This window comes from Mesorhizobium sp. M0633, assembly GCF_040320645.1.
GTDB lineage: Bacteria > Pseudomonadota > Alphaproteobacteria > Rhizobiales > Rhizobiaceae > Mesorhizobium.
Map to the genome: position 1 here is coordinate 151,227 of NZ_JAMYQC010000005.1, position 23,897 is coordinate 175,123.

Sequence of the window (23,897 nt, forward strand, 5' to 3'; positions counted from 1 at the left end):
ATGCTCGGAAAATTGAGCTGGGACGTCATTCCGTTCGATCAGCCTCTGCCGATGATCGCCTCGGCGGTCGTCGCCCTGGCAATCCTCGGCGTGCTGGCCTGGGTCTTCCTGGCCGGCCATTTCCCCTATCTGTGGCGCGAATGGATCACCAGCGTCGATCACAAGCGGATCGGCGTCATGTACACGCTGCTGGCGCTGCTGATGCTGCTGCGCGGCTTCAGCGACGCCGTCATGATGCGGTCCCAGCAAGCCCTCGCCTTCCAGGCGCCCGGCTATCTGCCGCCCGATCACTTCAACCAGGTCTTTTCCGCCCACGGCACCATCATGATCTTTTTCGGGGCGATGCCGTTCGTCATCGGACTGATGAACCTGGTCGTGCCGCTGCAGCTCGGCGTCCGCGACGTTGCCTTTCCGACGCTCAACTCGGTGAGCTTCTGGCTCACCGCCACCGGTGCGCTGCTGGTCAACATCTCGCTGGTGATCGGAGAATTCGCCCGTACCGGATGGCTGCCCTACCCGCCGCTCAGCGAGACCGCCTACTCACCGGGCGTCGGCGTCGACTATTATCTGTGGGCGGTGCAGATATCGGGCGTCGGAACGCTGCTCACCGGGATCAATTTCGTCACCACGATCCTGAAGATGCGGGCGCCCGGCATGAGCTACCTGCGCATGTCGATGTTCTGCTGGACCTCACTCGCCGCCAGCCTGCTCATCGTCGCCGCCTTCCCGATCCTCACCGCCACGCTCGCGATGCTGACGCTCGACCGCTATTTCGGCTTTCATTTCTTCACCAATGAAGCCGGCGGCAACATGTTGATGTTCGTGAACCTGATCTGGGCCTGGGGCCATCCCGAGGTCTATATCCTCGTCCTGCCGGCGTTCGGCATCTTCTCGGAGGTCATCTCCACCTTCTCCAGCAAGCCGCTGTTCGGCTACCGCTCGATGGTGGCCGCGACGCTCTTCATCTGCATCGTCTCCTTCATGGTGTGGCTGCACCACTTCTTCACCATGGGCGCCGGCGCCGACGTCAACGCCGCGTTCGGCATCGCCACCAGCATCATTGCTGTCGGTACCGGCGTGAAGATCTACAACTGGATGTTCACCATGTATGGCGGCCGCATCCGCTTCGCGACGCCAATGCTGTGGTCGCTGGGCTTTATGGTGACGTTCGTCATCGGCGGTATGACGGGCGTGTTGCTGGCCGTGCCGCCGGCCGATTTCCTGCTCCACAACAGCCTGTTCCTGGTGGCGCATTTCCACAACGTCATCATCGGCGGTGTGCTGTTCGGCGCCTTCGCGGGATATACCTACTGGTTTCCAAAGGCATTCGGTTTCCGGCTGCACGAGGGCTGGGGCAAGCTGGCCTTCTGGCTGACTCTGATCGGCTTCTACGTCACTTTCGTGCCGCTCTACGCTGTTGGCCTGCTCGGCATGACCCGCCGAATGCAGCATTTCGACGTGTCGGCATGGTATCCCTGGGTGCTGGCTGCCGGCGTCGGCATGTTAATCACTACCGCCGGCGTGGTCGCGCAGATCGTACAGCTCGTCGTCAGCATCCGGCAGCGCGCGGCGCTTCGCGACGCCACCGGAGATCCCTGGGACGGCCGCTCGCTGGAATGGGCCACGCCCTCGCCGCCGCCGGTCTTCAACTTCGCCGCGCTTCCGCATGTCGAGGGCGAAGAGCCCTACTGGAGCATCAAGCAGCGGGCACGCGAGCAAAACCGGCTGCGCGACGAGCCTGACTACGAGCCGATCGAGATGCCGCGCAACAGTCCCACCGGGTTCATCTGCGCCTTCTTTGCGACCGTAATGGGTTTTGCCCTCATCTGGCACATCTGGTGGATGGTGGCGCTCGGCGCTCTCGGTGCTTTGGCCACCTTCGTCGTATTCGCGTGGCGCGACATCCCCGAATACGTCATTCCTGCCGCCGAAGTCGCCCGGATCGACCGCGCCAACCGAAGTGCCCGCCGCGAGGCGCTGGTTACCTACACAGGGCCAAGGCCATGACCGCGATCGATGTTCGAGAGCGTGACCCTTACCGCCTCCATGGCGGGCACGGCCATGCACCTGGCCACGGCGACGGCGGCCCGGCACCGATCCGGATCGTCGTCGGCTACGGCTTCTGGATCTTCCTCCTGAGCGACATCGTGATGTTCTCGGCCTTCTTCGCGGCCTACGCCGTGCTGGCGGGCAAGACGGCGGGCGGACCAAGCGGGGCCGAGCTGTTCGACCTGCGCAACGTCGCGATCGAGACGGCGGCCCTGCTTTTGTCGAGTTTTACCTGCGGTCTCGCCAGCCTCGCCGTGACAGCGCGGCGAAGCTCCTGGTTCTATGTCGCGATGGCTGTCACTTTCGTGCTCGGCGCCAGCTTCATCCTGCTCGAGTTGCGCGAGTTCGCCCATATGGTTGCCCGCGATGCCGGACCGACGCGCAGTGCTTTCCTGTCGGCGTTCTTCACGCTGGTTGGATGCCATGGCCTTCACGTGACGGCGGGGCTGCTGTGGCTGCTCACGATGATGGCGCAGATCTTCGCCAAGGGATTCCGTGACGATATTCTTCGGCGTTTCATGTGCTTCAGCCTGTTCTGGCACGCCCTCGACATCATCTGGGTCGCCCTGTTCACGGTGGTCTATCTCCTGGGAGCAAGTCGATGAGCAATGCGGACGATCGCCACGCGCAACGGCGCGACACCGATGGGCTGGAGCGCTACGACATCGATACGGCGCCGGGTGACGAATACCTCGGCGACACCGAAGTCGGATCCGGGCTACGCGGCTATGTGATCGGCCTCGGGCTGGCAACGCTGTTGACCATCGCCTCGTTCTGGTTGCTCGGAACCAACCTGATATGGGCACCCGGCATTCCGGTGGCGCTGGTCGTGCTTGCGATCGCCCAGATGGGCGTGCATCTCGTCTTCTTCCTGCACATCACGACGGGGCCGGACAACACCAACAACGCTCTAGCGCTTGCCTTCGGCGTGCTGATCGTAGTTCTGGTGATTGGCGGCTCGATCTGGATCATGGCCAACCTCGACCACAATTTGATGCCGATGAACGCGATCATGAACATGAACCGCTGATGCATGTCGCGCAAAAGTGTGCAGCGGTTTTGTGATAACGACATGCGTAAAAACAAGAATCTAAAGCGCGTCGCATGAGGCCGATCGAACGCGACGCGCTTTAGCGATTATTCCGGCCGTTCGCCGCAGTTCATGCGACAGCGAGCTCCGGTCTCAAGCCCGTTCGAATGTGCCGACGAGCTCGGCCTCTCCCACGACGTGCGGCGCGGCCTGTTTCAGCACGTCTTCGACGGCAGCCTTCTCGTCGAGACGCAGCGTCTCGACGTCGACCGCAAGAAGCCGGAAATGGTAATGGTGGAGCCCATGCCCAGGCGGCGGCTGGGGGCCGTCATAATGAGGATTGCCGAAATCATTGACGCCGTGTCCGAGGCTCTCGGTCTTGGCGCCGGCGGTCGTGCCTTCGGGAAGAAAGTTCCGCTGTGCGTCGATGTCGTAGACCGCCCAATGACGGAACATGCCTGAAGGGGCGTCGGGGTCCTCGACGGCCAGGACGAAGCTTTTGGTTCCTTGCGGCGCGTCCGTCCACTCCAATGGCGGCGAGACGTTGCCGCCGTCGCGGGAATAGCGCGGCGGTATTTTTTCGCCATCGGCAAAGGCAGAGCTTTGAGCGTGAAAGCCATGGTCTCGATCTCCCTGGCTGAGGTTCCCGCATAACAACCGCGAGCCACCGATGTTCCGGGCAGCCACCTGGTCAAACCCGCAGCCGGCCGTTGGCCGGAACATTCGCCGAGGAAGCGGGTTTTTCGGTTCGGACGCATCGCCGCGGAATGGCGGCAAGAGGCTCGGCAATGGACGAAGGGCGCGACATGACCGGGCTAAGCGGTAAGCAACCAAGCGGGGCGAAAGGTGTTGTGGTCGCATTCTCCGTGCCGGGCGGCGAGACAATCTATACCCACGAGCGGGAAACCGTCGCTGCCGTTGCGCGCACGATTGCGGCGTTGAAGGGCTTTGCCTTCCGCCAGGGCCTGCGTGACGGCGGCGGTGACAGTGGCCGACTGTATTTCGTGCCGGACGACAGCCTGCTTGCCGTCGATGCGCTCCAACTGGGCATAAACGGGCCGGACGACCTCTTCGGCGGTGTGGTGCCCTGGCGCCTCGCAACCACCAAGGCCATAACCCACGAGCTGGTGGACGGATCGGCGGCACGGCCAAAAGAATGGCACGCCGGCTTCGGCAGGGCCGTCGCCGCGGCCGTACTGCCCGGTTACACCGCATTTTCACGCCACGACGCGCTGCGCGCAGCGCGTCGTCTGCTGGAGCTCGGGCTGGTCCGGTTCAAGCCACCGCGCGCTTCGCGGGGCCGCGACCAGCACACCGCCGCGACGGTCGGCGATGTCGAAAGGCTGCTGGACCAATATCCATCCTCTGACCTAAGCGAATACGGCCTTGTTCTCGAAACGCAGCTTCGCGACATCGTTACGCTGAGCGTTGGCAGAACCATGATCGACGAATTGTCGATCAGCTATTACGGCACCCAGCGGACGACGACCGACAACGACGGACAGCCCGTTTACGGCGGATCCGATCTGGTCGTCGTGCGCGGCGGATGGGAGGCGCTGGATGAGCTGCGATTATCGCCGACGCTGGGTTTGGCCGTGGCGCAGGCGAGAACCTATGACGCAGCGATGGATGGTTATCCCGGATTTTTCGCCTCACGGCGCAACTACGACATCGGCCAAGGTGTCGATTCCTCGGGCATCTGGCGATCGGGTGTGCTGGAAGCCAGCTGGCGGATCGGTGGCAGCAGCAGCGCCGAGCTGGCAGCGATGGACGCCATGAAGCGCGACCCCGACATGCAGATCGTGCATGTCTCCGCCGTCAAGCAGTTCGGCAGCACTGCGCGGCTGCCGCCGAACGCAGCAATCCACTTCCACGGGGAGGACCCCGAGGAGGGTCAAATCACGCGTTATACCGTCGTCACCCAGGCGATCCGAGGGCCGATCGGGGAAGCCGGCCGATCGTCATTCTAGCCATGTCAGGTTGAAGTCAAGCACGCCTCCGGCAGGGAACATCCACCAATGGCCGAGTTTGTTTCGGGCAGGCAGCAAGTCAGAGACCGGAGGAAAAAATGATCGAGATGATTTCCGCTCCCCAGAACGTAGCCGCCTTTCGTGTCACCGGCACCGTGACGGCGGACGACTACGACAAAGTCATCCCGGCAATCGAAGCGAAACTGAGCGACCACAAGGACATCGGCGTCCTGACCGATCTTGCCGATTTCGAGGACATGACGGCTGGCGCCTTGCGGCGCGACCTGCAGTATGGGCTGAGCAAACTTGGCGAGCTCCACCGCTTCAAACGTGCCGCGGTGATTTCCGACAAGCAGTAGATCAAGGCCGCCACGGAAATGACGGACGCGCTGTTTCCGCAAATCGAGGCGCGGGTGTTCCCGGAGGACGAAAAGGCCCAGGCCCTGAAATGGGTGGCGGGCGTGCAATAGCGGCGTTGCCTGCAGGAGTGGTTACGGAAATGGCCATGCCAACCGTTTACGACAAACGACAGGATCCGGAAGGCCTCTGGGAGGTCTATGACAGCGAGAGCGACGAAGCCGTCGTGGTCGATGGATTGCCGCTTTCCGGTCTCGACGAAAGCGAAGCCGATGAAGCGATTGAAAAGCTCAATCGGGGCGATCTGACGTCGGACAACATCCCCGAGACGGTTCGGTCAGGGTGGCCTCCGACCAAGGACGGTTTGTGATGACAGCCTGACGGACGTCACCGAGGCGATCGGTCGCGGATCTACGACGAGGCCTTGACCCCGAGCTTGCGGGCCTTGTCCTCGAAGTCGTCACGAATGTCCTCGATCGTCGGCAGATGCAGTCGGCGCAGCTGGGCGTGCAACTTTTTGGCAGCGTCGGAATTCAGGTCGCGCTTGAAATTGGTCGCGACCTCCTCGGCCGAGCCGTAACGGCGATAGCGCTCAATCTCGGTCTTCGTGGCCTGCTGGACATGTTCGAGCGTCTTGCGCTCGGCATCGGATTTTCCGTCCGGTTTGGCCCGCATGACCGGGTTGAAGGCTTTGCTGATAACGAATTCGACCAGTTCCTGCTGGGCGTGAGCCATGATTGTTCTCCCTCGAAGGAGGCCTGTCCGGGCCTAGAACGGTTCGTCGTTTCCCGGAAACGCTGAACCGCTCTATTTTTTCGTTTTGACGCAATTCCGAACGGAAAACCGTTCCACACTTTTACTGGAATTGCTCTAACCGCGGCGACAATTGAAGGTTCCTTGGCGGATTTCGTTACCGCTGCAGGTCAAGCGCAGTTCCTCGAAGTCACAGCCGAGCCTTGGTGGTGCGTGGCGTTGCCAGGAGCAGGCTTGTTTCGCTGCCGGTAATTCCGGGGATCAGGCGGATACGTCTCAGCACCGCATCGAACTCGCTCAGGGTCTGGGTTCCGAGTTCTATCACCAGATCCCAGCGGCCATTGGTGGTGTGGATGGTCGAGACCTCGGAGAAGCCGCCCAGCGCCCGAATGACGCGATCGGCGGCGTGGCCTTCGATCTCGATCATCATGATGCCACGCACGCGCTGATCGACCGCGTCGGCGCGCAGAATGACGGTGTAGCCGACGATGACGCCGTCCCTTTCAAGTCGCTCGATCCGGGACCTTACCGTTGCCCGGGAGACACCCAGGCTGACGGCAAGATCGGAAATGCTGCGCCGGGCGTCGTGCCGCAAAGAGGTGATGATCTGCTCGTCGAGCTGGTCCATGATTGCTCACAACGGAAGTAGATGATGCCACAATGGTAAGGCACTTCGACAAATTTGCCAATTTGACATGTTCATTCTGCCAGCGATGCCCGCTTCAATAAAGGCATCGTAATTCGGTGGGGTATGACAAATGCATTGCACAATCGTTGGGGCACCGATCCAGGCCGGCTCGGGTAGGATGGGCTGCGAGATGGGGCCGAGTGCGCTGCGCACGGCCGGCCTGGCCGGCGCGCTGACCGAGCTTGGCCATACGCTGACCGACCTCGGAACGATTGTCCCTGCCGATATGCGCCCTGTCGTACACGGCAATGCGGCGGTGAAGGCGCTGCCGGAAATCGCCGCCTGGACGGCGGCAATCAGCGAAACCGCCTATGCCGCGAGCGCCGATGCGATGCCGATCTTTCTCGGCGGCGACCACAGCATTTCGGCCGGCACGCTCGCCGGCATTGCCCGCCGGGCGGCGAATGCCGGCCGGCCGCTCTTCGTGCTGTGGCTCGATGCGCACCCCGATTTTCATACGCTCGACACGACGACCAGCGGCAATTTGCATGGTGTGCCGCTGGCTTATGCCAGCGGGCAGCCCGGCTTCGAGGGCTATTTCCCCCGCCTTGCAGCGCAGGTGGAGCCGGCTCGCATATGCGCGCTGGGGATCCGCAGCGTGGACCTGGCGGAAAGGGATGCATTGCGCAGAGCCGGCGTGACGGTCCACGACATGCGTTCGATCGACGAGCACGGCATCGCGCAACTGCTTCGCGCCTTTCTCGAACGGGTGAGCGCCGCCAACGGCATGCTCCACGTCAGCCTCGACGTCGATTTTCTCGACCCGTCGATCGCCCCGGCGGTCGGCACCACCGTCCCAGGCGGCGCCACCTTCCGCGAGGCGCATCTGGCGATGGAAATGCTGCATGACAGCGGCCTCGTCACCAGTCTCGACCTGGTCGAGCTCAACCCTTTTCTTGACGAGCGCGGCCGCACCGCCACGCTTTTGGTCGACCTGACCGCAAGCTTGATGGGCCGGCGGATCATGGATCGCCCGACGAGGGGGTTCTGAGCCATGACGGTCAATTTGAACATCGTTCCTTTCGTCAGCGTCGACCGCATGATGAAGCTGGTGCTTGCCATCGGCATCGAGCGCTTTCTGGTCGAGCTTGCCGCCTATATCGAAGAGGATTTCAGGCGTTGGGAGCTGTTCGACAAGACGCCGCGCGTCGCCTCGCACAGCATTGACGGCGTCATTGAGCTGATGCCGACCAGCGACGGGCAGCTTTACGGCTTCAAATATGTCAACGGGCATCCGAAGAACACGCGTGACGGCCGTCAGACCGTGACCGCTTTCGGCGTGCTTGCCGATGTCGGCAACGGCTATCCGATGCTGCTTTCGGAAATGACCATCCTGACCGCCCTGCGAACGGCGGCCAGCTCGGCGGTTGCCGCGAAATACCTCGCTCCCAAGGCCGCCCGGTGCATGGCGATCATCGGCAATGGCGCGCAATCGGAATTTCAGGCCATTGCGTTCAAGGCGCTGCTTGGCGTCGACAGGCTGCGCCTCTACGATATCGACCCGGCGGCCTCGACCAAATGCATGAAGAACCTTGCCGGCATGGGTTTCGACATCAAGCTCTGCGCGTCGGCGCAGGAGGCCGTCGAAGGTGCAGAGATCATCACCACGGTGACCGCCGACAAGCGGTCGGCAACAATCCTGACCGACAACATGGTCGGGTCCGGCGTGCACATCAACGCGGTCGGCGGCGACTGCCCGGGCAAGACCGAGCTGCATCGCGACATTCTGCTGCGCTCGAATATTTTCGTCGAGTATCCGCCGCAGACGCGCATCGAAGGCGAGAGCCAGCAGCTCGATGCGGACCATCCGATCACCGAATTGTGGCAGGTGATGACAGGAAAGGCAGCAGGCCGGACGGACGCCGGACAGATCACGCTGTTTGATTCCGTCGGCTTTGCGATCGAGGATTTTTCCGCGCTGCGCTACGTCCGCGATCAGCTTCAGCGGACCGGCCTTTACGAGGAACTAGACCTTCTGGCCGATCCCGATGAACCGCGTGACCTGTTCGGCATGCTGCTGCGCGCCGAAAAAGTGGCCGGGCTGGCGGTTGCCGGCAGCTGAGCTGCGATCCTGTCGGTCAGTCCTTCTTTTCCTGGTAGAGGCGCTCGGTGGCGCGGTCGCTTTCCCTGCGCTCCGCCGGGCCGCGACGGCGCTGCGTGAGCAGGGCGTAGGCGATCAGGATTGCCAGCAGCAGTGGACCGCCTGCAACAACGAGCAACCACAAACTAGTCTCAAACATCGAACCGTCTCCTTTCCTTCACAACCGGGAAGGACCAGAACCGTTCCTCCGTCTTATCGGAGGTCGCCCGCACGGCGTGGCGCGATTCAGGATTTAATGCTTCGAGCGGGGGGTTCCACGCCTTGTCTGCACTCAGGATGCCCTTATCTAGAGTCTTATCATTCGGTCACAGGCACTCTCTGCAAAGTGAAGGGAACCACAAGGGCTTTCCGACATTTGGTTGTTCAAGAGACAAACGTGCAGCCACACCGGCTCCGGGGCTAGGAATACCATGCGTGAGAATCAATCCGACGTCTTCGATCTGTTTTCCGAGGTTTACAAGAATGCGGCGCAGGAGGAGATAAGCCTCCAGCAATATCTGCTTGCCTGCCGCGAGGACAAGTCGATGTACGCCTCGGCGCCCGAGCGGATGGTCGAGGCGATTGGCGAGCCGACCTTTGTCGATACCAGCAAGGACGAGCGGCTTGGCCGTATTTTTTCGAACCGGACGATCAAGATCTATCCGACCTTCGCCGACTTTTACGGCATGGAGGATACGATCGAGCGTATCGCCGGTTATTTCCGCTATGCCTCGCAAGGGCTCGAGGAACGCAAGCAGATACTCTATCTCCTCGGCCCGGTCGGCGGCGGCAAGTCCTCGCTTGCGGAGCAGCTGAAAAGGCTGATGGAGCAGCGTCCGATCTATACGCTGAAGGTCGGCGGCCAGGTCAGCCCGGTGTTCGAATCGCCGCTCGGGCTGTTCGACCCCGACCGCATGGGCGACCTTTTGGAGGATAAATACGGCATCGCCCGGCGGCGGCTGAACGGCCTGATCTCGCCCTGGGCGGCCAAGCGCCTCGACGAATTGTCCGGCGACATCTCCAAATTCAGCGTCGTCAAGCTGATGCCGTCCAGGCTTCGCCAGATCGGCATCGCCAAGACCGAGCCGGGCGATGAGAACAACCAGGACGTTTCGGCCCTGGTCGGCAAGGTCGACATCAGGCAGCTGGAAAACTTCAGCCAGTCCGATCCGGATGCCTATTCCTATAGCGGCGGCCTGAACCGGACCACGCAAGGACTGCTCGAATTCGTCGAGATGTTCAAGGCGCCGATCAAGGTGCTGCATCCGCTGCTGACCGCGACCCAGGAAGGCAGCTACAACGGCACCGAGAATTTCGGCGCTTTCCCCTATCAGGGCATCATCGTTGCCCATTCCAACGAATCGGAATGGCTGCAGTTCAAGAACAACAAGAACAACGAGGCGTTCCTCGACCGTATCCTGGTGGTCAAGGTGCCGTATTGCCTGCGGGTCACCGAAGAGCGGCAGATCTACGAGAAGCTGTTGCGCGAAAGCGAATTGGCCTCCAGCCCCTGCGCTCCGGAAGTGCTCGATATCCTCAGCCGGTTCACCGTTTCGACCCGCCTGGCCGAACACGACAATTCGCCGCTCTACACCAAGATGCGCGTCTATGACGGCGAGAACCTCAAGGAAACCGATCCCAAGGCGAAGTCGGTCCAGGAGTACCGAAACGCGGCCGGTGTCGATGAAGGCATGACCGGCGTCAGCACCCGCTTCGCCTTCAAGATCCTGTCGCAGACCTTCAACTACGACACCGAAGAGGTGGCCGCCGATCCGGTGCATCTGATGTACATCCTGGAAGAGGCGATCAAGCGCGAGCAGTTCCCGAAGGAAACAGAGGCGGACTATCTCGATTTCATAAAGTCGGAGCTGGCGACCCGTTATGCCGAGTTCATCGGACACGAGATCCAGAAGGCTTATCTGGAATCCTATAGCGAATACGGCCAGAACCTGTTCGACCGCTACATCGCCTATGCCGATGCCTGGATCGAGGATCAGGACTACAAGGATACCGATACCGGCCAGATCCTCAATCGCGAGGTTCTGGACAACGAACTGTCGCAGGTCGAAAAGCCGGCCGGCATCGCCAATCCCAAGGACTTCCGCAACGAAGTGGTGAAGTTCACGCTGCGCGCGCGGGCCAGAAACCATGGCCGCAACCCATCATGGACAAGCTACGAAAAGCTGCGCGAAGTCATCGAGAAGCGGATGTTCGGGCAGGTCGAAGATCTGCTGCCGGTGATCAGCTTCGGCTCCAAGCAGGACAGCGTGACGGAGAAGCGGCATACCGAATTCGTGCAGCGGATGATCCAGCGCGGCTACACCGAGCGCCAGGTCCGCCGGCTGGTGGACTGGTACATGCGGGTGAACAAGGCGGGTTGAAGCCAGCCCGGGGTAACATATGCCGATCTTCATCGATCGCCGACTGAACCCGAAGGACAAAAGCCTCGGCAACCGGCAGCGTTTCCTGCGGCGGGCGCGCGAAGAGTTGAAGCGCACCATCCGCGATCAGATCCGCACCGGCAAGATCGCCGACGTGGACGCCGAGCATGCCGTTTCGATGCCGGCGCGAGGCACCGGCGAGCCGAGCTTCAAGGATGCCCGGAACAGCGGCAGCCGCCAGCACGTCCTGCCCGGCAACAAGCATTTTGCCCGAGGCGACCGGCTGCCTAAACCCGGCCAGGGCGGCGGCATGGGATCCGCCCCGGGGAGAACCGAATCGGAGGACGATTTCCGTTTCGTGCTGTCGCGCGAGGAGGTGCTCGACCTCTTTTTCGAAGACCTCGAACTGCCTGATATGGTCAAGCTCAACCTCAAGGAGATCCTCGCCTTCAAGCCGCGCCGGGCCGGCTTCGCCGCGACCGGCTCGCCGACCAACATCAATGTCGGGCGCACGATGCGCAACAGCCATGGCCGCCGCATAGCGCTCAGGCGCCCCAAGCAGGAGGCGGTCGACGCTGTCGCGCAGGAGATCGCGACGCTGGAGACGAAGCCGCAAAACGCCGAGATGCGGCAGCGCATCGTGGCGCTGCAGGAAGAGCTTGAGCGGCTGGAGCGCCGCCGCAAGCGGATCGCCTTTGTCGATCCGGTCGATATCCGCTTCAACCGCTTCGACGCCCAGCCGGTGCCGAACGCCAATGCGGTGATGTTCTGCCTGATGGACGTGTCCGGTTCGATGGGCGAACGCGAGAAAGATCTGGCCAAGCGCTTTTTCGTGCTGCTGCACCTGTTCCTGAAACGGCGCTATGACCGCACCGAGGTGGTCTTCATCCGCCACACGCACGAGGCGCAGGAGGTGGACGAGGAAACCTTCTTCTACAACACCCAGAGCGGCGGCACGGTGGTTTCCACGGCGCTCGAGGAGATGCACCGCATCGTCGAGCAACGCTATCCCAGCCGCGAATGGAACATCTATGTCGCCCAGGCCTCGGACGGCGACAATTTCGTCACCGATTCCGAGCGCTGCATCGCCTTGCTCGACGAACAGATCATGCGGCTTTGCCAGTATTTCGCCTATGTCGAGATCCTCGACGAGCGTGAGAGCCACATCTTCGGCGCCACCGACAACGGCACGTCGCTGTGGCGTGCCTACAGTGCGGTCAAGCTGAGATGGTCGAACTTCCAGATGAGCCGCATCGCCACGGCGGCCGACATCTACCCGGTTTTCCGCCAGCTCTTCGCCAGACAGCCGGGTTATCAAAAGAGCGCTGAAAGAGGGGGCTGATGGCGAGCAAATCCGGGTTGCTGTTTTCCGGTTCCGACTGGGATTTCAGGACGCTGTCGCGTGCCTACGAGACCATCGAGGCGGTCGCCACGGAAGAGCTCCACCTCGACGTCTATCCGGTGCAGATGGAGATCATCTCCTCAGAACAGATGCTCGACGCCTATTCCTCTGTCGGCATGCCGCTGATGTACCGGCACTGGTCGTTCGGCAAGCACTACCTCTACCAGGAATTGCTCTATCGCAAAGGCGGACGGGGGCTCGCCTATGAACTCGTCATCAATTCCAATCCCTGCATCGTCTATCTGATGGAGGAAAACACCATGGCTCTGCAGGCCCTGGTGACGGCGCACGCGGCACTCGGCCATAACCATTTCTTCAAGAACAATTATCTGTTCCAGCAGTGGACGGACGCCAGCGCCATCCTCAGCTATCTCGACTTCGCCAAGGGCTACATTTCCCGCTGCGAGGAGCGGCATGGCGTCGATGCGGTGGAAGAGATCCTCGATGCCGCACATGCGCTGATGGAACAGGGCGTGTTCAGATATCACCGGCCGCCGAAACTGTCGTCGGAAAAGCAGCGCGAGGGCGTTCGCGAGCGCCTGGAATACGAGGAGCGTTCCTACAATGACCTATGGCGCACGCTGCCGCCTTCGAAGGACGGCACCAAGCCCCGCGAGACGGATACAATGGCGGAGCGCAGAAGATCGCTCAAGCTGCCCGAGGAAAACCTGCTTTATTTCCTGGAGAAGAACAGCCTGATCCTGGAACCCTGGCAGCGTGAGGTCATCCGGATTGTCCGCGTCATCGCGCAGTATTTCTATCCGCAGCGCCAAACGCAGGTGATGAACGAGGGCTGCGCCACCTTCGTGCATTACACGCTGATGAACCTTTTGTTCGACCGCGGCCTGATCGGCGAAGGCGCCATGCTGGAAGTGCTGCGCAACCATTCGAACGTGATCTTCCAGCCGGGCTTCGACGATCCGCGCTTTTCCGGCATCAACCCTTACGCGCTGGGCCTCGACATGATGCAGGACATCCAGCGCATCTCGACCGCGCCGACCGCCGAGGACCGCGACTGGTTTCCCGATATCGCCGGCAATGGCGACTGGCGCCAGACCCTGCTGGACGCCTGGGCCAACCATCGCGACGAGTCCTTCATCCGCCAGTATCTGAGCCCTACCCTGATCCGGAAATGGCGGTTCTTTGTGCTTGCCGATGCGGCCAACGATCCGCACTACGAAGTCGCCTCGATACACAATGAGCGCGGCTACGAGAGCATCCGCGCCGCACTCGCCCACAGCTACGACATCGGCGCCAGCCGGCCGGACATCCAGGTGGTGGACGTGGACCTGCTCGGCGATCGGCATCTGCGCCTGCAGCATAAGGTCAAGGACGGCATAGTGCTGGAAGGCGGCAGCCGCGACGCCACGCTGCGCCATATCCGCAAGCTCTGGGGCTACGAGGTCAGCATGGCTGCGGTCGACGCACAGACCGGCGCCACAGTCCACGAACGGTCGACCAGCCAGATCGGGGAATGACCGAACCGGACTTGCCGGCGAAGTCGGGTGTCGTTGCCTTTACCGGATCACCAACCACCCTAAGTACGCGCGCGCCACGAGGGCATCATTCAGGGAGCAGGAACATGCGCGCATTGATGATCGCCACCGTCCTTCTGGTCGCTGTCACGATGGCGCTCTCACTTGCGCACGCACTGGAATTGCCCGGCAAGTTGCGCCTCAAGGAGGCCACCTACAGATCAGTGCAGGCGATCTATTATCCCGGCTTCACGATCGGCGGCTTTGCCGAGATCGGCGGCATCATTGCCCTCGCCATCATGCTCTACCTGACGCCTTATCCAAGCGCTCGATTCTGGTGGACCTTGGCGGCGCTCGCCTTCCTGCTGGCGGAACATGCGACCTATTGGTTGATCACGCATCCCGTCAATAATTTCTGGGTGCAAGACGTTGCCATGCCGCAATCAGCCGCGACCTTTTTTTCAATGTTCTCTCGAAAGCAGACCGGCGACTGGAGAGACTTGCGCAACGTCTGGGAGGCTTCGCATGTCGCCAGGGCAGGCCTGGCGATGCTGAGCCTCGTCTCAATTGCTATCGCCGCGACATTTTTTGCTGAATAGCGCCAGGGATCAAGACGGCCCTCGTCCGCCAACTTGCGGCCACGAACGCTGCATCCGTCAGATCAGGGAACGGAACCGGCGTACTATCTTAACGTCAAGCGATCCTGCCGTTTCAGCGGTCGGCGCGATGCTTGTTGTGGGCGCTTTCCTGGTGCTCGCCGCGGATGATGTTGCGGTCGTCGGGATCGGCAATATCCTTCGGGTCCGATCTGAGCTCGGCACCGCGCCGGAACGCCTCGCGCTCTTGCCTGGTCTTTTTCAAATCCGCTTCGGCGTCGAAATCCTTGCCGGCGTTTTTCGTGTTCTCGCGCTCTTCGATGACGCGCAATTGCTGCTCATGAGTCTTTTTTCCGGCCATCGGTGACCTCCTTCTTTTGATTTTCCGCTTTCCCAGGGTCCAAATTCGCTACAGCCCGAAAGGATAGGTCTCGGGAAGGCCTGTCCCCGCATGTTCCGGCCCAAGCGGCGTCACGGCACTGGTTTCATCGAACCAGACGAAAGCATCGAACTGGCGGGCGAGCGAGGCGTCCGCATAATGGCTGTGGAGCTCGGTTTCGGGCCGGTAGATGACGCCGATAAAGCGTTCCAGCCGGCGCTCCAGAAGCCGTTCGCGCAGCGTGTCGTCGCGCTCGAAATCGAGCAGGAAAGGCGAGACGCCGCTGTCGTGGCAAAGCCGCTCATAGCTGTCGTTGTGGGAAGGCCGAACCGGTTTCACTTCCATGTCGCCGTCCCAGTCGGTGGCGGCGGCCACCGTCCCGGAATGCGTACTGAGCCCGATCAAGGCAACCTCGTTGCCAAAACGCTGGCGGCAGAGCTGGCCGATGTTCACTTCGTCCCTGACGATCCCCATCTCGGTGTAGCGGGCATCGCCGATATGGGAATTATGTGCCCACACCACCGCCTTGGCGTTCGGGCCGCGGGCCTGCAGCAGGTGCTCCAGCGTTTCGAACATATGGGTGTCGCGCAGGTTCCAGGATTGCGCGCCGCCGTAATACATGGTGCGGTAATAGCGCTCGGCGGAGGCGACCAGGCGGGCGTTCTGGGTGGCGTCGAGGAAATCGATGCCGTCCTGCTGCGCGTAGTCGAGCTCTCTGGAAAGCAGTTCCCGGCATTGCTCGAGCACGGCCTTCTCGCATTTCTGGTAGCCGGAGGTGAGTGCGACACGGCCATAGGTGGCCGGGTCGTTCTGCCACGGCGTCAAGCAGCCGTAGCGTTCGCGTGCGATCCTTGCGGCCTGTGGGTCGACCCGGTCTAGATATTGCAGGACCGCCGCGATCGATCCGCCCATATTGTAGATGTCAAGGCCATAGAACCCGGCTCGCCGGGAGGATAGCCTGATCCGCTCATTATGCTCTCGCATCCAGTCGACGAACGCCGCGACGTCGGTGTTGCGCCACATCCAGGTGGGAAAGCGCTGGAACGGCGGATCTGCGCCGGGCCGCGGCGACCGATGGCGGACGTAGCGGTCGATCGCCGCGGCATCGGGCCAGTCGGCCTCGACCGCGACGATGGTGAAGCCATGCTTCTCGATCAGCGTGCGAGTGATCGCCGCGCGCGCGCGATAGAACTCAGATGTGCCGTGGCTGGCTTCGCCGAGCAAGACGACGCGGCGGTCGGCAAACCGGTCGAACAGCGCACCGAAGGCCGGATCGTCGAAATCCGGAAGCGGTTCGGCGGCGGCCGCTATCATCTGCGGCAGGCTGCTCCTGCGCTGATGCCGGTGCGGAAGATCGGCCGCTATTTGGCTGTCGCTGCCTGGCTCGCCCCAGCCTTGCTCGCCGATCAGCGGAACAAACCGCACGCCGCCGAAATCCTCCTCGGTGTAAGTTGCTGCGCCGGTGCGGGTGACCTTGAGCAGGCGCTGCGAGTCGAATTCATCGCCGACCGGGATGACAAGCCGGCCGGCGACGTCGAGCTGTTCCTGCAGGGCGAGCGGCGCGCCGGGGCCAGCGGCCGCAACCAGGATCGCATCGAAGGGTGCCGCCTCTGGCCAGCCCTTGGTGCCATCGCCGGTGCGGACTTCGATATTGTCATAGCCAAGCTTTTTGAACCGCTGCCTGGCCGTTTCGGCCAACGCGGCGTGGCGCTCGATCGTGTAGACGCGTTCGACGATACGGCTCATTACGGCAGCCGCATAGCCTGATCCGGTGCCGACCTCTAGGACGTGGTCGCCGGCTCCGATCTCCGCCATTTCGATCATGAATGCAACGATATAGGGCTGCGATATCGTCTGACCTTCGGCGATCGGCAGCGGCCCGTCCTCATAGGCGAATTCTTCGAAACCAGGCTCGACGAAAGCCTCGCGCGGGACCTCGCGCATCGCCTGAAGGACATTGCGGTCGCGAATGCCACGGCGGCTCAAGTGGATGTCGACCATTTGGTTGCGGGCATGGGAGAGATCGAGCATCTTTTTGCTCCTCCTATGGGCCTCCGCTACAATCGCCCAAGCTGCTCAACGCCACCTCGGCCGGCTCGTATCTCAGGGCCTCGGCAGTCCCCTTGGATTCAAGCAATGCGGTGCATCTCCCTAACCGTTAGCAAGCCCCGAGGTTCCCCAAAAGACCGACCCGCTTTTGTGTGGCGAGGCGGGTTGCAGGATCGGCAAGCGGGCGCTAGCCACGCCGCCCAAACTTATTTCGAGGCAAATCCTTTCTCCGACGCGGCGCCACTCCAGATAACGACGGACGAGGGTATTCCGGAGGCATTTCCATGAACGACGAGGCTCGCACCGCTGCGCACACGACCGGCCTTGACCAGGTCGATCTGATGGACCGCTACTGGCGCGCCGCGAACTACATTTCGGTTGGCCAGATCTATCTGCTCGACAATCCGCTCTTGCGCGAGCCCTTGCGGCCCGAGCACATCAAGCCACGGCTGCTCGGCCATTGGGGCACGACGCCCGGCCTCAATTTCATCTATGTGCATCTGAACCGGATCATCCGTGAACGTGGTCTCGATGTCCTGTTCATCTGCGGGCCGGGTCACGGCGGCCCGGCAATGGTCGCGAACACCTGGCTCGAGGGCACCTACAGCGAAATCTATCCCGAGGTCGGCGGGGACGAAGACGGCCTGCGCAAGCTGTTCCGGCGGTTCTCGTTTCCCGGCGGAGTGCCGAGCCACGCGGCTCCGGAGACACCCGGCTCGATCCACGAAGGCGGAGAGCTCGGCTATGCGCTGGTCCATGCCTTCGGCGCCGCCTTCGACAATCCGAACCTTGTGGTTGCCTGCGTCGTCGGCGACGGCGAAGCCGAGACCGGCCCGCTCGCCGCGGCCTGGCATTCCAACAAGTTCCTGAACCCGGCATCCGACGGTGCCGTCCTGCCGATCCTGCATCTCAACGGCTACAAGATCGCCAGCCCGACGATCCTCGGCCGCATGGAAGACGAGGCGTTGCGCAGCCTGTTCCTCGGCTATGGCTACGAAACCTTTTTCGTGGAAGGCCATGAGCCTGCCCCGATGCATCGGGAGATGGCCCGCACGCTCGATACCGTGCTCGACCGGATCCACTCCATCCAGGAGCCTGCAAGAGCCGCGGGATGGAAGGGAGAGCGGCCGCTGTGGCCGATGATCGTGCTGCGCAGCCCAAAGGGCTGGACCGGGCCGAAAGAGGTCGACGGCAAGAAGGTCGAGGATTTCTGGCGCTCGCACCAGGTCCCGGTGTCGAACGCACGAGGCGATGCGGCGCACCGGCAGATCCTCGAAGACTGGATGCGCAGCTACGAACCGAAGACGCTGTTCGACGAACGCGGGCATCTCCTGGCGGAGCTCGCGGCGCTGGCACCGACAGGGTCAAGACGCATGGGCGCAATCCCCTACGCCAATGGCGGCCTGCTGAAACAAGACCTCGTGCTTCCCGATTGGAAAGGCCTCGCGCTCGACGTACCGCGTCCGGGCGGCACTGTCGGGGAGGCGACGCGGACCGTCGGCAGCTATCTTCGCGATGTGATCCGCTTGAACGCCGAGGCCAGGAATTTCCGGCTGATGGGACCCGACGAGACGTCCTCCAACCGCCTCGACGACGTGTTCGAGGTTACGGATCGGGTCTGGATGGAGCGGATCGAGCCTTACGACGTCCATCTTTCCCGTGACGGCCGCGTCATGGAAGTGCTCAGCGAGCATCTTTGCCAAGGCTGGCTGGAGGGCTATCTGCTGACCGGCCGCCACGGCCTGTTCTCGTGCTACGAGGCGTTCGTCCACATCATCGATTCCATGGTCAACCAGCACGCCAAATGGCTGAAGACCTCCGGCGAACTTGCCTGGCGCAAGCCGATCGCCTCGCTCAACTACCTGCTGACCTCGCATGTCTGGCGACAGGATCACAACGGCTTCAGCCATCAGGACCCAGGCTTTGCCGATTTCGTCGCCAACAAGAAGGCCGACACGGTCAGGCTCTATTTCCCGCCCGACGCCAACACGCTGCTGTGGATCACCGACCATTGCCTGAAAACCTACAACCGCATCAACGTCATCGTCGCCGGCAAGCAGCCGGCGCCGCAATGGCTGTCCGCCGAAGACGCGGAAGCACACTGCAAGGCCGGCGCCGGCATCTGGGAATGGGCCGGGACGGTTGCCAAGGGCGAAGATCCGGATGTGGTCCTGGCCTGCGCCGGCGACGTGCCGACGCTGGAGACGCTGGCTGCAGCCGATATCCTGCGCTCGGGCATTCCGGACCTGAATATCCGCGTCGTCAATGTCGTCGACCTGATGATTTTGCAGTCGAATTCCGAGCATCCGCATGGCTTTGCCGATGACAGGTTCGACGCACTGTTCACCAGGGCCAAGCCGGTCATCTTCGCCTATCACGGCTATCCCTATCTCATTCACCGTCTGACTTACCGGCGCGCCAACCACGACAACATGCATGTGCACGGCTTTCGCGAGGAAGGCACGACGACGACGCCGTTCGATATGGTGGTGCTCAACCAGCTCGACCGCTATCATCTGGCGCTCGCCGCGATCGCGCGCGTGCCGGGGCTGGCCGAGCGGGCGAAGGATCTTGCCGCGGCGTTGCACGGGAAATTGGCTGAGCACAAGGCCTATGTCCGCGAACATGGCGAGGACATGCCCGAGATCCAGAAATGGAGCTGGCCGCAAGACACGGCAACGAGGGCCGGCGATTGATGCGCTCGATCCTCGCGCTGAATGCCGGCTCTTCCAGCATCAAGTTCGGGCTTTACGATCTTGAAGCGTCCGCCGAACTGGATCTTGCCTCGCGCGGTTCGCTGGATCTGGGCGATGCGCCAAGGCTGACCGCGAAAGCCGCCGATGGGGAGCTGCAGTGCGATCGGCCACTTGCCGCGGCCGCATCACGCGACATGGGCATCGGCCAGATGCTGCAATGGATCGAGAACGAACTTGGCGGAAGGAAATTGATCGCCGCCGGCCATCGCATCGTCCATGGCGGGCGCGAGTTCGTCGAACCTGTCCGCCTGACGCCGACAATTATCGAGGCTCTCGACAGGCTGACGCCGCTTGCGCCACTGCACCAGCCGCGCAGCCTCGCGCCGATCCGGGCGCTTGCCGCGCTGCGGCCCGACCTGCCGCAGGTCGGATGCTTTGACACCGCCTTCCATCGGACCATCGAGCCTCTGGTCAGCCGTTTCGCGCTGCCGCGCCGCTATGAGGCAGACGGCATCCACCGCTACGGCTTTCACGGGCTTTCCTACGAATATATCGCCGGCCGGCTCAAGCAGATATCGCCCGATGTGGTGGCGAAGCGCACGATCGTCGCCCATCTCGGCAATGGGGCGAGCCTGTGCGCCATGCGCGACGGGCGCAGCGTCGATACGACGATGGGCTTTTCGGCGCTTGACGGCTTGGTCATGGGCACGCGCTGCGGCGCCATCGATCCGGGCGTGCTTTTGTACCTGCTGCTGGAAAGAGGCGTTTCGGGAGAGGCGCTGCAGCACATGCTCTATGAGGAATCCGGGCTGCTCGGCGTGTCCGGCATTTCCGGCGACATGCGCACGCTGGAGGCCAGCGACGACCGCCGGGCTCGCGAAGCGGTGGAGCTTTTCGCCTTCCGCGCTGCCAGGGAAGTTGCCGCCCTCGCCAACACGCTGGGCGGGCTGGAATGCCTGGTGTTCACCGGCGGCATCGGCGAGCACTCTGCCCCGGCCCGCAAAGCGATTTGCGACAGGCTTGGCTGGCTCGGCGTGGCGATCAACGAGGCCGCCAATAGCTCTCATGCCGCGCTGATGAGCCAGGCGGAGAGCAAGGTGGAAGTCCGCATCGTCGCGACCGACGAAGAAGGGGTCATCGCCCGCCACACGCGCAAGGTGATGGAGGGGCCCGGCTGAGGCGGATGGCCTCGAATGGCGGCGCTTGCTCGACCGGCTACGTCGCGAGGGCGGCCGCTGAACACGATGGTCACCCGCGTTCCTTTGCCGGGGGCAGAATCCACCTCGAACCGGGCTTTGGCATTTTCGGTCAGCGATTGAGCGATCAGTGCTCCGAGCTTGCCGGGTTTCGGCCAGGTCTCGCCTTCGCTCGGTTTTTTCGGCTTCGGCGGACATTCCAAGCTTTCGATGTTTTGGGTGGGACCATGATCAATATCAGGTCGCTCGCCAACTGCGAAGTCCGCTCATTGCCACCACGCGGCCAGGCATGGCGGAGAGCCGAGATCGTGGTTGAGAAGCGGCTGAAGGCTCACCTCGAATGGCTCTGCTCGACCAGATGGTATTTGTACCGGTCGCGAATATGCTCGTTGAAGAACCGGCCCTTTGACGAGGCTTTGCGGAATGCCGCGTGGACCTGCGGCGGCACGTCCTCGTAATCATAGCGGTTTCCGCTCGGGACGAACCATACGGAGAGTACCCTCGTCGCCGGCTGGTAATCGATGCTTCTGATCGCAGTTGAAGGCATCCTCGACAGGTCCAATCCACGCCGTCGTGTGAATAACCCTGCACTGAGAGCGAGGTTCCTTGCTGCCGAAGCCAGCCTTGCCGCTACGGGCCGGCTTCACCAAATACGGTTGATGCCATCGCCCAAGACATCGGCTGCAGCCCGCCAGGGCGATCTCTTTGCCGCCGCCGACGACCTGCCGGAAGGATTCCGCTACCGGCCCGAACTGATCACGCCGGACGAAGAAGCAGCGTTCGCGAGCCAGCTCGCAACCCTGCCTTTTCAGGCCTTCGACTTTCACGGCCATCTGGCAAATCGGCGGGTGGTCGGCTTCGGGCTGCGTTATGACTACGACCGGCGCGAAGTCGTCGAGGCACCGCCGATACCCGGCTTTTCTGCTGCCGCTCAGGGAAAAGGTTGCAGCCTTCGCCCGCCTGCCCGCCGAGACCTTCGTGCAGGTGCTGATCAACGAGTACCGGCCGGGCGCCGGTATCGGCTGGCACCGCGACAAGCCTCATTTCGAGGGCGTCGCCGGTGTTTCCCTGCTGGCCGCCTGCAGCTTTCGCCTGCGGCGGAAAAACGGCACGCGATGGGACCGCAAGACGGTCACCGTCGAGCCAAGATCGGCCTATCTGATGACGGGCGCCGCGCGCAGCGAATGGGAGCACAGCATTCCGCCGGTTGCGGAGCACCGCTATTCGATCACCTTGCGCACGCTGCGGCCGCAACGCGCTTAAAGCAGAGCGGTGAGGAAGCCCGAGCACTGCCCTAAGAACTGGGCTGAAACAAATTCATCCGTCGCCATGCCGGCCGGCAAACTCCGCCAGCATGGCGCGCTGGCCTTTCAGGATCTTGAGGTTGGCTTCAGGCAGGGAGAACCAGCCCGCTTTGTCGACTTCGGCAAATTCCTTCATCGAGCCGGACCTTGGCGGCCATTCCATGACGAAGGTGTTGCTGCTGATGGCGTCGCTGTCGAAATCCGTCTCGACGCACCATGCGATGACGAGCTTGCCGCCCGGCTGCCTGTAGCTGCCAAGGCTTTCGAAATCCCCGTCGATGGCAAGACCGAGTTCCTCTTCGGCCTCGCGTTTTGCTGCCGCCAGCTCGTCCTCGTTCTCGTCGACCAAGCCCTTCGGGATCGACCATGCGCCGTCGTCCTTCTTCGCCCAGAATGGGCCGCCCGGATGCACCAGCAAGACCTGGAGATGTCCTTCCCTTCGGCGAAAGATGAGCAATCCTGCGCTGCGTTGGGCCATTCCGCTATTCCCCTGACGAAAATGAAACGAACGTCCGGGCCGGCATATGGAACAGCCTGCCATGGCGGAACGATTTCCGCGCGCAGCCGTTCCGTCCGTTCGACAAATGAGTGATCGACATGGCGACGCCGCGAGCTGCCTGGAAGGGCTTTATGAAAGTCGGATCGGTTTCCTGTGGCGTCAAGATCATCGGTGCCGTCAGCGAGGCCGAGAAAGTGCATTTCAGGATCCTGAACCGCAAGGACGGTCTCCCGGTCAAGAGCGCCTATCTAGACGAGGAGACCGGCGATACGGTCGAGGCGGCGGAGCAGGTAAAAGGCTATGAGGTCGAAAAGGGTGAGTTCATCCATATAGAGCCGGACGAAATCAAGAAACTGAAGATGGTATCGCAGCATACGCTCGAGATCGGCGAGTTCGTGCCTGCCGCCGAAATCGACGCACGCTACCTCGAAAAACCCTACTATCTCGTTCCGGCCGACGCGCCCTCCACGGAGGCTTTCGCGGTGATCCGGGACGCCATGGCCAGGAAAAAGGTAGCAGCCCGCTCCTGCGTCGTGCTGTACCAGCGAGGCCGAGAGGTGCTGATCCAGCCGCTGGGCAAGGGCATGCTGATGACGGAATTACGCAACCACAATGAAGTGGTCGCGGCGGACGCGGTGTTCGAAGGGCTGAAGGCTCGCAAGGTCGATCCCGAGATGCTGGAAATCGCGCAATTGCTGATCGACAAGAAGCCCGCCAAATTCGACCCGTCGAAGTTCGACGATACTTATGAAAAGGCGCTGGTTGCAATGATCGAGGCCAAGCGCAAGGGCAAGAAACCGCCCAAGCCGGCACCTGAGCCCAAGACGAACGTCATCAATCTCGCCGATGTTCTGCGCAAAAGCCTGGCGCAGGAAGGCGGCAAGGCTCCCAGCAAAAAGCCGAGAACGGCCCCGAAACGCAAATCAGCCTGAATGTCCGAAAGCGGATCGAACGGAACCGAAAACGCTCGCGCGCATTTAGATGACGTAGCAA

At 62.2% G+C, this 23,897-nt stretch carries 23 protein-coding genes and 2 pseudogenes; 16 read left to right on the top strand and 9 right to left on the bottom strand.

The features are described 5' to 3' along the window. From cyoB to cyoD, 3 genes are read left to right on the top strand one after another with little or no spacing between them, the layout of a single operon-like run. Positions 1-2,007: a cytochrome o ubiquinol oxidase subunit I gene (cyoB, locus tag NKI47_RS07215; protein ID WP_023677047.1), complete on the top strand. Its 2,007-nt coding sequence runs from the start codon at positions 1-3 to the stop codon at positions 2,005-2,007. Then, a complete protein-coding gene (cyoC, locus tag NKI47_RS07220) occupies positions 2,004-2,654 on the top strand; it encodes a cytochrome o ubiquinol oxidase subunit III (RefSeq protein WP_023677048.1) in 651 nt (216 codons plus the stop codon). Before cyoB ends, cyoC begins: the two co-directional genes overlap by 4 nt. Continuing rightward, positions 2,651-3,079 carry a cytochrome o ubiquinol oxidase subunit IV gene (cyoD, locus tag NKI47_RS07225; protein ID WP_023677049.1) on the top strand — a complete coding sequence of 143 codons (429 nt, stop codon included), beginning with the start codon at positions 2,651-2,653 and terminating at the stop codon, positions 3,077-3,079. Before cyoC ends, cyoD begins: the two co-directional genes overlap by 4 nt. 153 nt (positions 3,080-3,232) lie before the next feature. Here the strand turns inward: cyoD and NKI47_RS07230 are convergent, their stop codons facing one another. Continuing rightward, the gene (locus tag NKI47_RS07230) at positions 3,233-3,736 is read right to left on the bottom strand and encodes a YbhB/YbcL family Raf kinase inhibitor-like protein (protein WP_352588960.1); all 504 of its coding nucleotides are present in this window, start codon (positions 3,734-3,736) and stop codon (positions 3,233-3,235) included. A 131-nt stretch (positions 3,737-3,867) separates the two neighbouring features. Here NKI47_RS07230 and NKI47_RS07235 point away from each other — a divergent pair, with 131 nt between their 5' ends. The 3 genes from NKI47_RS07235 to NKI47_RS07245 all read left to right on the top strand — a co-directional run bounded on the left by NKI47_RS07235 (position 3,868) and on the right by NKI47_RS07245 (position 5,776). After that, the gene (locus NKI47_RS07235) at positions 3,868-5,049 is read left to right on the top strand and encodes a DUF3182 family protein (RefSeq protein ID WP_352588761.1); all 1,182 of its coding nucleotides are present in this window, start codon (positions 3,868-3,870) and stop codon (positions 5,047-5,049) included. Positions 5,050-5,147: 98 nt separating this feature from the next. Continuing rightward, positions 5,148-5,408: a SpoIIAA family protein gene (locus tag NKI47_RS07240; protein ID WP_352588764.1), complete on the top strand. Its 261-nt coding sequence runs from the start codon at positions 5,148-5,150 to the stop codon at positions 5,406-5,408. Between the two features lie 146 nt (positions 5,409-5,554). Further along, positions 5,555-5,776 (top strand): hypothetical protein, encoded by a 222-nt coding sequence (locus tag NKI47_RS07245; protein WP_352588767.1) that lies wholly within the window; start codon positions 5,555-5,557, stop codon positions 5,774-5,776. 41 nt (positions 5,777-5,817) lie between these two features. Here NKI47_RS07245 and NKI47_RS07250 read toward each other — a convergent pair whose 3' ends face one another. Beyond that, entirely contained in the window at positions 5,818-6,141 is a 324-nt protein-coding gene (locus tag NKI47_RS07250; protein WP_352588770.1) for a hypothetical protein, read from the bottom strand. A 208-nt stretch (positions 6,142-6,349) separates the two neighbouring features. Beyond that, positions 6,350-6,787 (bottom strand): Lrp/AsnC family transcriptional regulator, encoded by a 438-nt coding sequence (locus tag NKI47_RS07255; protein WP_352588773.1) that lies wholly within the window; start codon positions 6,785-6,787, stop codon positions 6,350-6,352. 130 nt (positions 6,788-6,917) lie between these two features. Between NKI47_RS07255 and rocF the strand changes: the two genes are divergently transcribed. Both rocF and ocd read left to right on the top strand, forming a co-directional pair. Beyond that, the gene (rocF, locus tag NKI47_RS07260) at positions 6,918-7,838 is read left to right on the top strand and encodes an arginase (RefSeq protein ID WP_352588776.1); all 921 of its coding nucleotides are present in this window, start codon (positions 6,918-6,920) and stop codon (positions 7,836-7,838) included. Positions 7,839-7,841: 3 nt separating this feature from the next. Continuing rightward, a complete protein-coding gene (gene ocd, locus NKI47_RS07265; protein ID WP_352571844.1) occupies positions 7,842-8,909 on the top strand; it encodes an ornithine cyclodeaminase in 1,068 nt (355 codons plus the stop codon). 16 nt (positions 8,910-8,925) lie between these two features. On the opposite strand, the gene NKI47_RS07270 is transcribed toward ocd, so the two are convergent. Beyond that, positions 8,926-9,087: a hypothetical protein gene (locus tag NKI47_RS07270; protein WP_023677058.1), complete on the bottom strand. Its 162-nt coding sequence runs from the start codon at positions 9,085-9,087 to the stop codon at positions 8,926-8,928. 271 nt (positions 9,088-9,358) lie between these two features. Between NKI47_RS07270 and NKI47_RS07275 the strand changes: the two genes are divergently transcribed. The 4 genes from NKI47_RS07275 (at position 9,359) to NKI47_RS07290 (ending at position 14,784) form a co-directional block, all read left to right on the top strand. Then, positions 9,359-11,308, top strand: coding sequence for a PrkA family serine protein kinase (locus NKI47_RS07275; RefSeq protein ID WP_023677059.1), 1,950 nt, complete (start codon positions 9,359-9,361; stop codon positions 11,306-11,308). Between the two features lie 19 nt (positions 11,309-11,327). Next, a complete protein-coding gene (locus tag NKI47_RS07280; protein WP_023677060.1) occupies positions 11,328-12,650 on the top strand; it encodes a YeaH/YhbH family protein in 1,323 nt (440 codons plus the stop codon). Beyond that, positions 12,650-14,188 (top strand): SpoVR family protein, encoded by a 1,539-nt coding sequence (locus NKI47_RS07285; protein ID WP_352588779.1) that lies wholly within the window; start codon positions 12,650-12,652, stop codon positions 14,186-14,188. The genes NKI47_RS07280 and NKI47_RS07285 overlap by 1 nt, the downstream gene beginning before the upstream one ends. A 116-nt stretch (positions 14,189-14,304) precedes the next feature. Beyond that, positions 14,305-14,784, top strand: a complete 480-nt coding sequence (locus tag NKI47_RS07290; protein ID WP_352588962.1) for a DUF1772 domain-containing protein — start codon at positions 14,305-14,307, stop codon at positions 14,782-14,784. Between the two features lie 112 nt (positions 14,785-14,896). On the opposite strand, the gene NKI47_RS07295 is transcribed toward NKI47_RS07290, so the two are convergent. Both NKI47_RS07295 and NKI47_RS07300 read right to left on the bottom strand, forming a co-directional pair. After that, the gene (locus tag NKI47_RS07295) at positions 14,897-15,142 is read right to left on the bottom strand and encodes a hypothetical protein (protein ID WP_352571849.1); all 246 of its coding nucleotides are present in this window, start codon (positions 15,140-15,142) and stop codon (positions 14,897-14,899) included. 48 nt (positions 15,143-15,190) lie between these two features. Continuing rightward, positions 15,191-17,191, bottom strand: a complete 2,001-nt coding sequence (locus NKI47_RS07300; protein ID WP_352588783.1) for a protein-L-isoaspartate(D-aspartate) O-methyltransferase — start codon at positions 17,189-17,191, stop codon at positions 15,191-15,193. A 302-nt stretch (positions 17,192-17,493) separates the two neighbouring features. Between NKI47_RS07300 and NKI47_RS07305 the strand changes: the two genes are divergently transcribed. Then, the gene (locus tag NKI47_RS07305) at positions 17,494-19,905 is read left to right on the top strand and encodes a phosphoketolase family protein (RefSeq protein WP_352588785.1); all 2,412 of its coding nucleotides are present in this window, start codon (positions 17,494-17,496) and stop codon (positions 19,903-19,905) included. Then, positions 19,863-21,083, top strand: coding sequence for an acetate/propionate family kinase (locus NKI47_RS07310; protein WP_352588788.1), 1,221 nt, complete (start codon positions 19,863-19,865; stop codon positions 21,081-21,083). Before NKI47_RS07305 ends, NKI47_RS07310 begins: the two co-directional genes overlap by 43 nt. A gap of 59 nt (positions 21,084-21,142) precedes the next feature. Here NKI47_RS07310 and NKI47_RS07315 read toward each other — a convergent pair. Together NKI47_RS07315 and NKI47_RS07320 are read right to left on the bottom strand one after the other, a co-directional pair. Next, positions 21,143-21,271, bottom strand: a pseudogene (locus tag NKI47_RS07315) (histidine kinase); the annotation flags it as partial. 161 nt (positions 21,272-21,432) lie between these two features. Continuing rightward, on the bottom strand, positions 21,433-21,648 hold the full coding sequence (locus NKI47_RS07320) for a KTSC domain-containing protein (RefSeq protein ID WP_352588791.1): 216 nt from the start codon (positions 21,646-21,648) through the stop codon (positions 21,433-21,435). Positions 21,649-21,760: 112 nt separating this feature from the next. Here NKI47_RS07320 and NKI47_RS07325 point away from each other — a divergent pair. Then, positions 21,761-22,364 (top strand): annotated as a pseudogene (locus NKI47_RS07325) (alpha-ketoglutarate-dependent dioxygenase AlkB). Positions 22,365-22,418: 54 nt separating this feature from the next. Here the strand turns inward: NKI47_RS07325 and NKI47_RS07330 are convergent. Then, positions 22,419-22,883: an NUDIX hydrolase gene (locus NKI47_RS07330; RefSeq protein ID WP_352577665.1), complete on the bottom strand. Its 465-nt coding sequence runs from the start codon at positions 22,881-22,883 to the stop codon at positions 22,419-22,421. Between the two features lie 119 nt (positions 22,884-23,002). Between NKI47_RS07330 and ku the strand changes: the two genes are divergently transcribed. Further along, positions 23,003-23,836: a non-homologous end joining protein Ku gene (gene ku, locus NKI47_RS07335; RefSeq protein WP_023677071.1), complete on the top strand. Its 834-nt coding sequence runs from the start codon at positions 23,003-23,005 to the stop codon at positions 23,834-23,836. The last annotated feature ends 61 nt before the right edge of the window (positions 23,837-23,897 follow it).

Bases quoted from the DNA above. Each gene is read 5' to 3' on its own strand.
- NKI47_RS07310 (WP_352588788.1), top strand. From the start codon at position 19,863: ATGGAGCTGGCCGCAAGACACGGCAACGAGGGCCGGCGATTGATGCGC.
- NKI47_RS07275 (WP_023677059.1), top strand. From the start codon at position 9,359: ATGCGTGAGAATCAATCCGACGTCTTCGATCTGTTTTCCGAGGTTTAC.
- NKI47_RS07245 (WP_352588767.1), top strand. From the start codon at position 5,555: ATGCCAACCGTTTACGACAAACGACAGGATCCGGAAGGCCTCTGGGAG.
- rocF (WP_352588776.1), top strand. From the start codon at position 6,918: ATGCATTGCACAATCGTTGGGGCACCGATCCAGGCCGGCTCGGGTAGG.
- cyoC (WP_023677048.1), top strand. From the start codon at position 2,004: ATGACCGCGATCGATGTTCGAGAGCGTGACCCTTACCGCCTCCATGGC.
- NKI47_RS07240 (WP_352588764.1), top strand. From the start codon at position 5,148: ATGATCGAGATGATTTCCGCTCCCCAGAACGTAGCCGCCTTTCGTGTC.
- NKI47_RS07235 (WP_352588761.1), top strand. From the start codon at position 3,868: ATGGACGAAGGGCGCGACATGACCGGGCTAAGCGGTAAGCAACCAAGC.
- cyoB (WP_023677047.1), top strand. From the start codon at position 1: ATGCTCGGAAAATTGAGCTGGGACGTCATTCCGTTCGATCAGCCTCTG.
- ocd (WP_352571844.1), top strand. From the start codon at position 7,842: ATGACGGTCAATTTGAACATCGTTCCTTTCGTCAGCGTCGACCGCATG.
- NKI47_RS07285 (WP_352588779.1), top strand. From the start codon at position 12,650: ATGGCGAGCAAATCCGGGTTGCTGTTTTCCGGTTCCGACTGGGATTTC.
- NKI47_RS07290 (WP_352588962.1), top strand. From the start codon at position 14,305: ATGATCGCCACCGTCCTTCTGGTCGCTGTCACGATGGCGCTCTCACTT.
- NKI47_RS07250 (WP_352588770.1), bottom strand. From the start codon at position 6,141: ATGGCTCACGCCCAGCAGGAACTGGTCGAATTCGTTATCAGCAAAGCC.
- NKI47_RS07255 (WP_352588773.1), bottom strand. From the start codon at position 6,787: ATGGACCAGCTCGACGAGCAGATCATCACCTCTTTGCGGCACGACGCC.
- NKI47_RS07295 (WP_352571849.1), bottom strand. From the start codon at position 15,142: ATGGCCGGAAAAAAGACTCATGAGCAGCAATTGCGCGTCATCGAAGAG.
- NKI47_RS07300 (WP_352588783.1), bottom strand. From the start codon at position 17,191: ATGCTCGATCTCTCCCATGCCCGCAACCAAATGGTCGACATCCACTTG.
- NKI47_RS07320 (WP_352588791.1), bottom strand. From the start codon at position 21,648: ATGCCTTCAACTGCGATCAGAAGCATCGATTACCAGCCGGCGACGAGG.
- NKI47_RS07330 (WP_352577665.1), bottom strand. From the start codon at position 22,883: ATGGCCCAACGCAGCGCAGGATTGCTCATCTTTCGCCGAAGGGAAGGA.
- NKI47_RS07280 (WP_023677060.1), top strand. From the start codon at position 11,328: ATGCCGATCTTCATCGATCGCCGACTGAACCCGAAGGACAAAAGCCTC.
- NKI47_RS07270 (WP_023677058.1), bottom strand. From the start codon at position 9,087: ATGTTTGAGACTAGTTTGTGGTTGCTCGTTGTTGCAGGCGGTCCACTG.
- cyoD (WP_023677049.1), top strand. From the start codon at position 2,651: ATGAGCAATGCGGACGATCGCCACGCGCAACGGCGCGACACCGATGGG.
- ku (WP_023677071.1), top strand. From the start codon at position 23,003: ATGGCGACGCCGCGAGCTGCCTGGAAGGGCTTTATGAAAGTCGGATCG.
- NKI47_RS07305 (WP_352588785.1), top strand. From the start codon at position 17,494: ATGAACGACGAGGCTCGCACCGCTGCGCACACGACCGGCCTTGACCAG.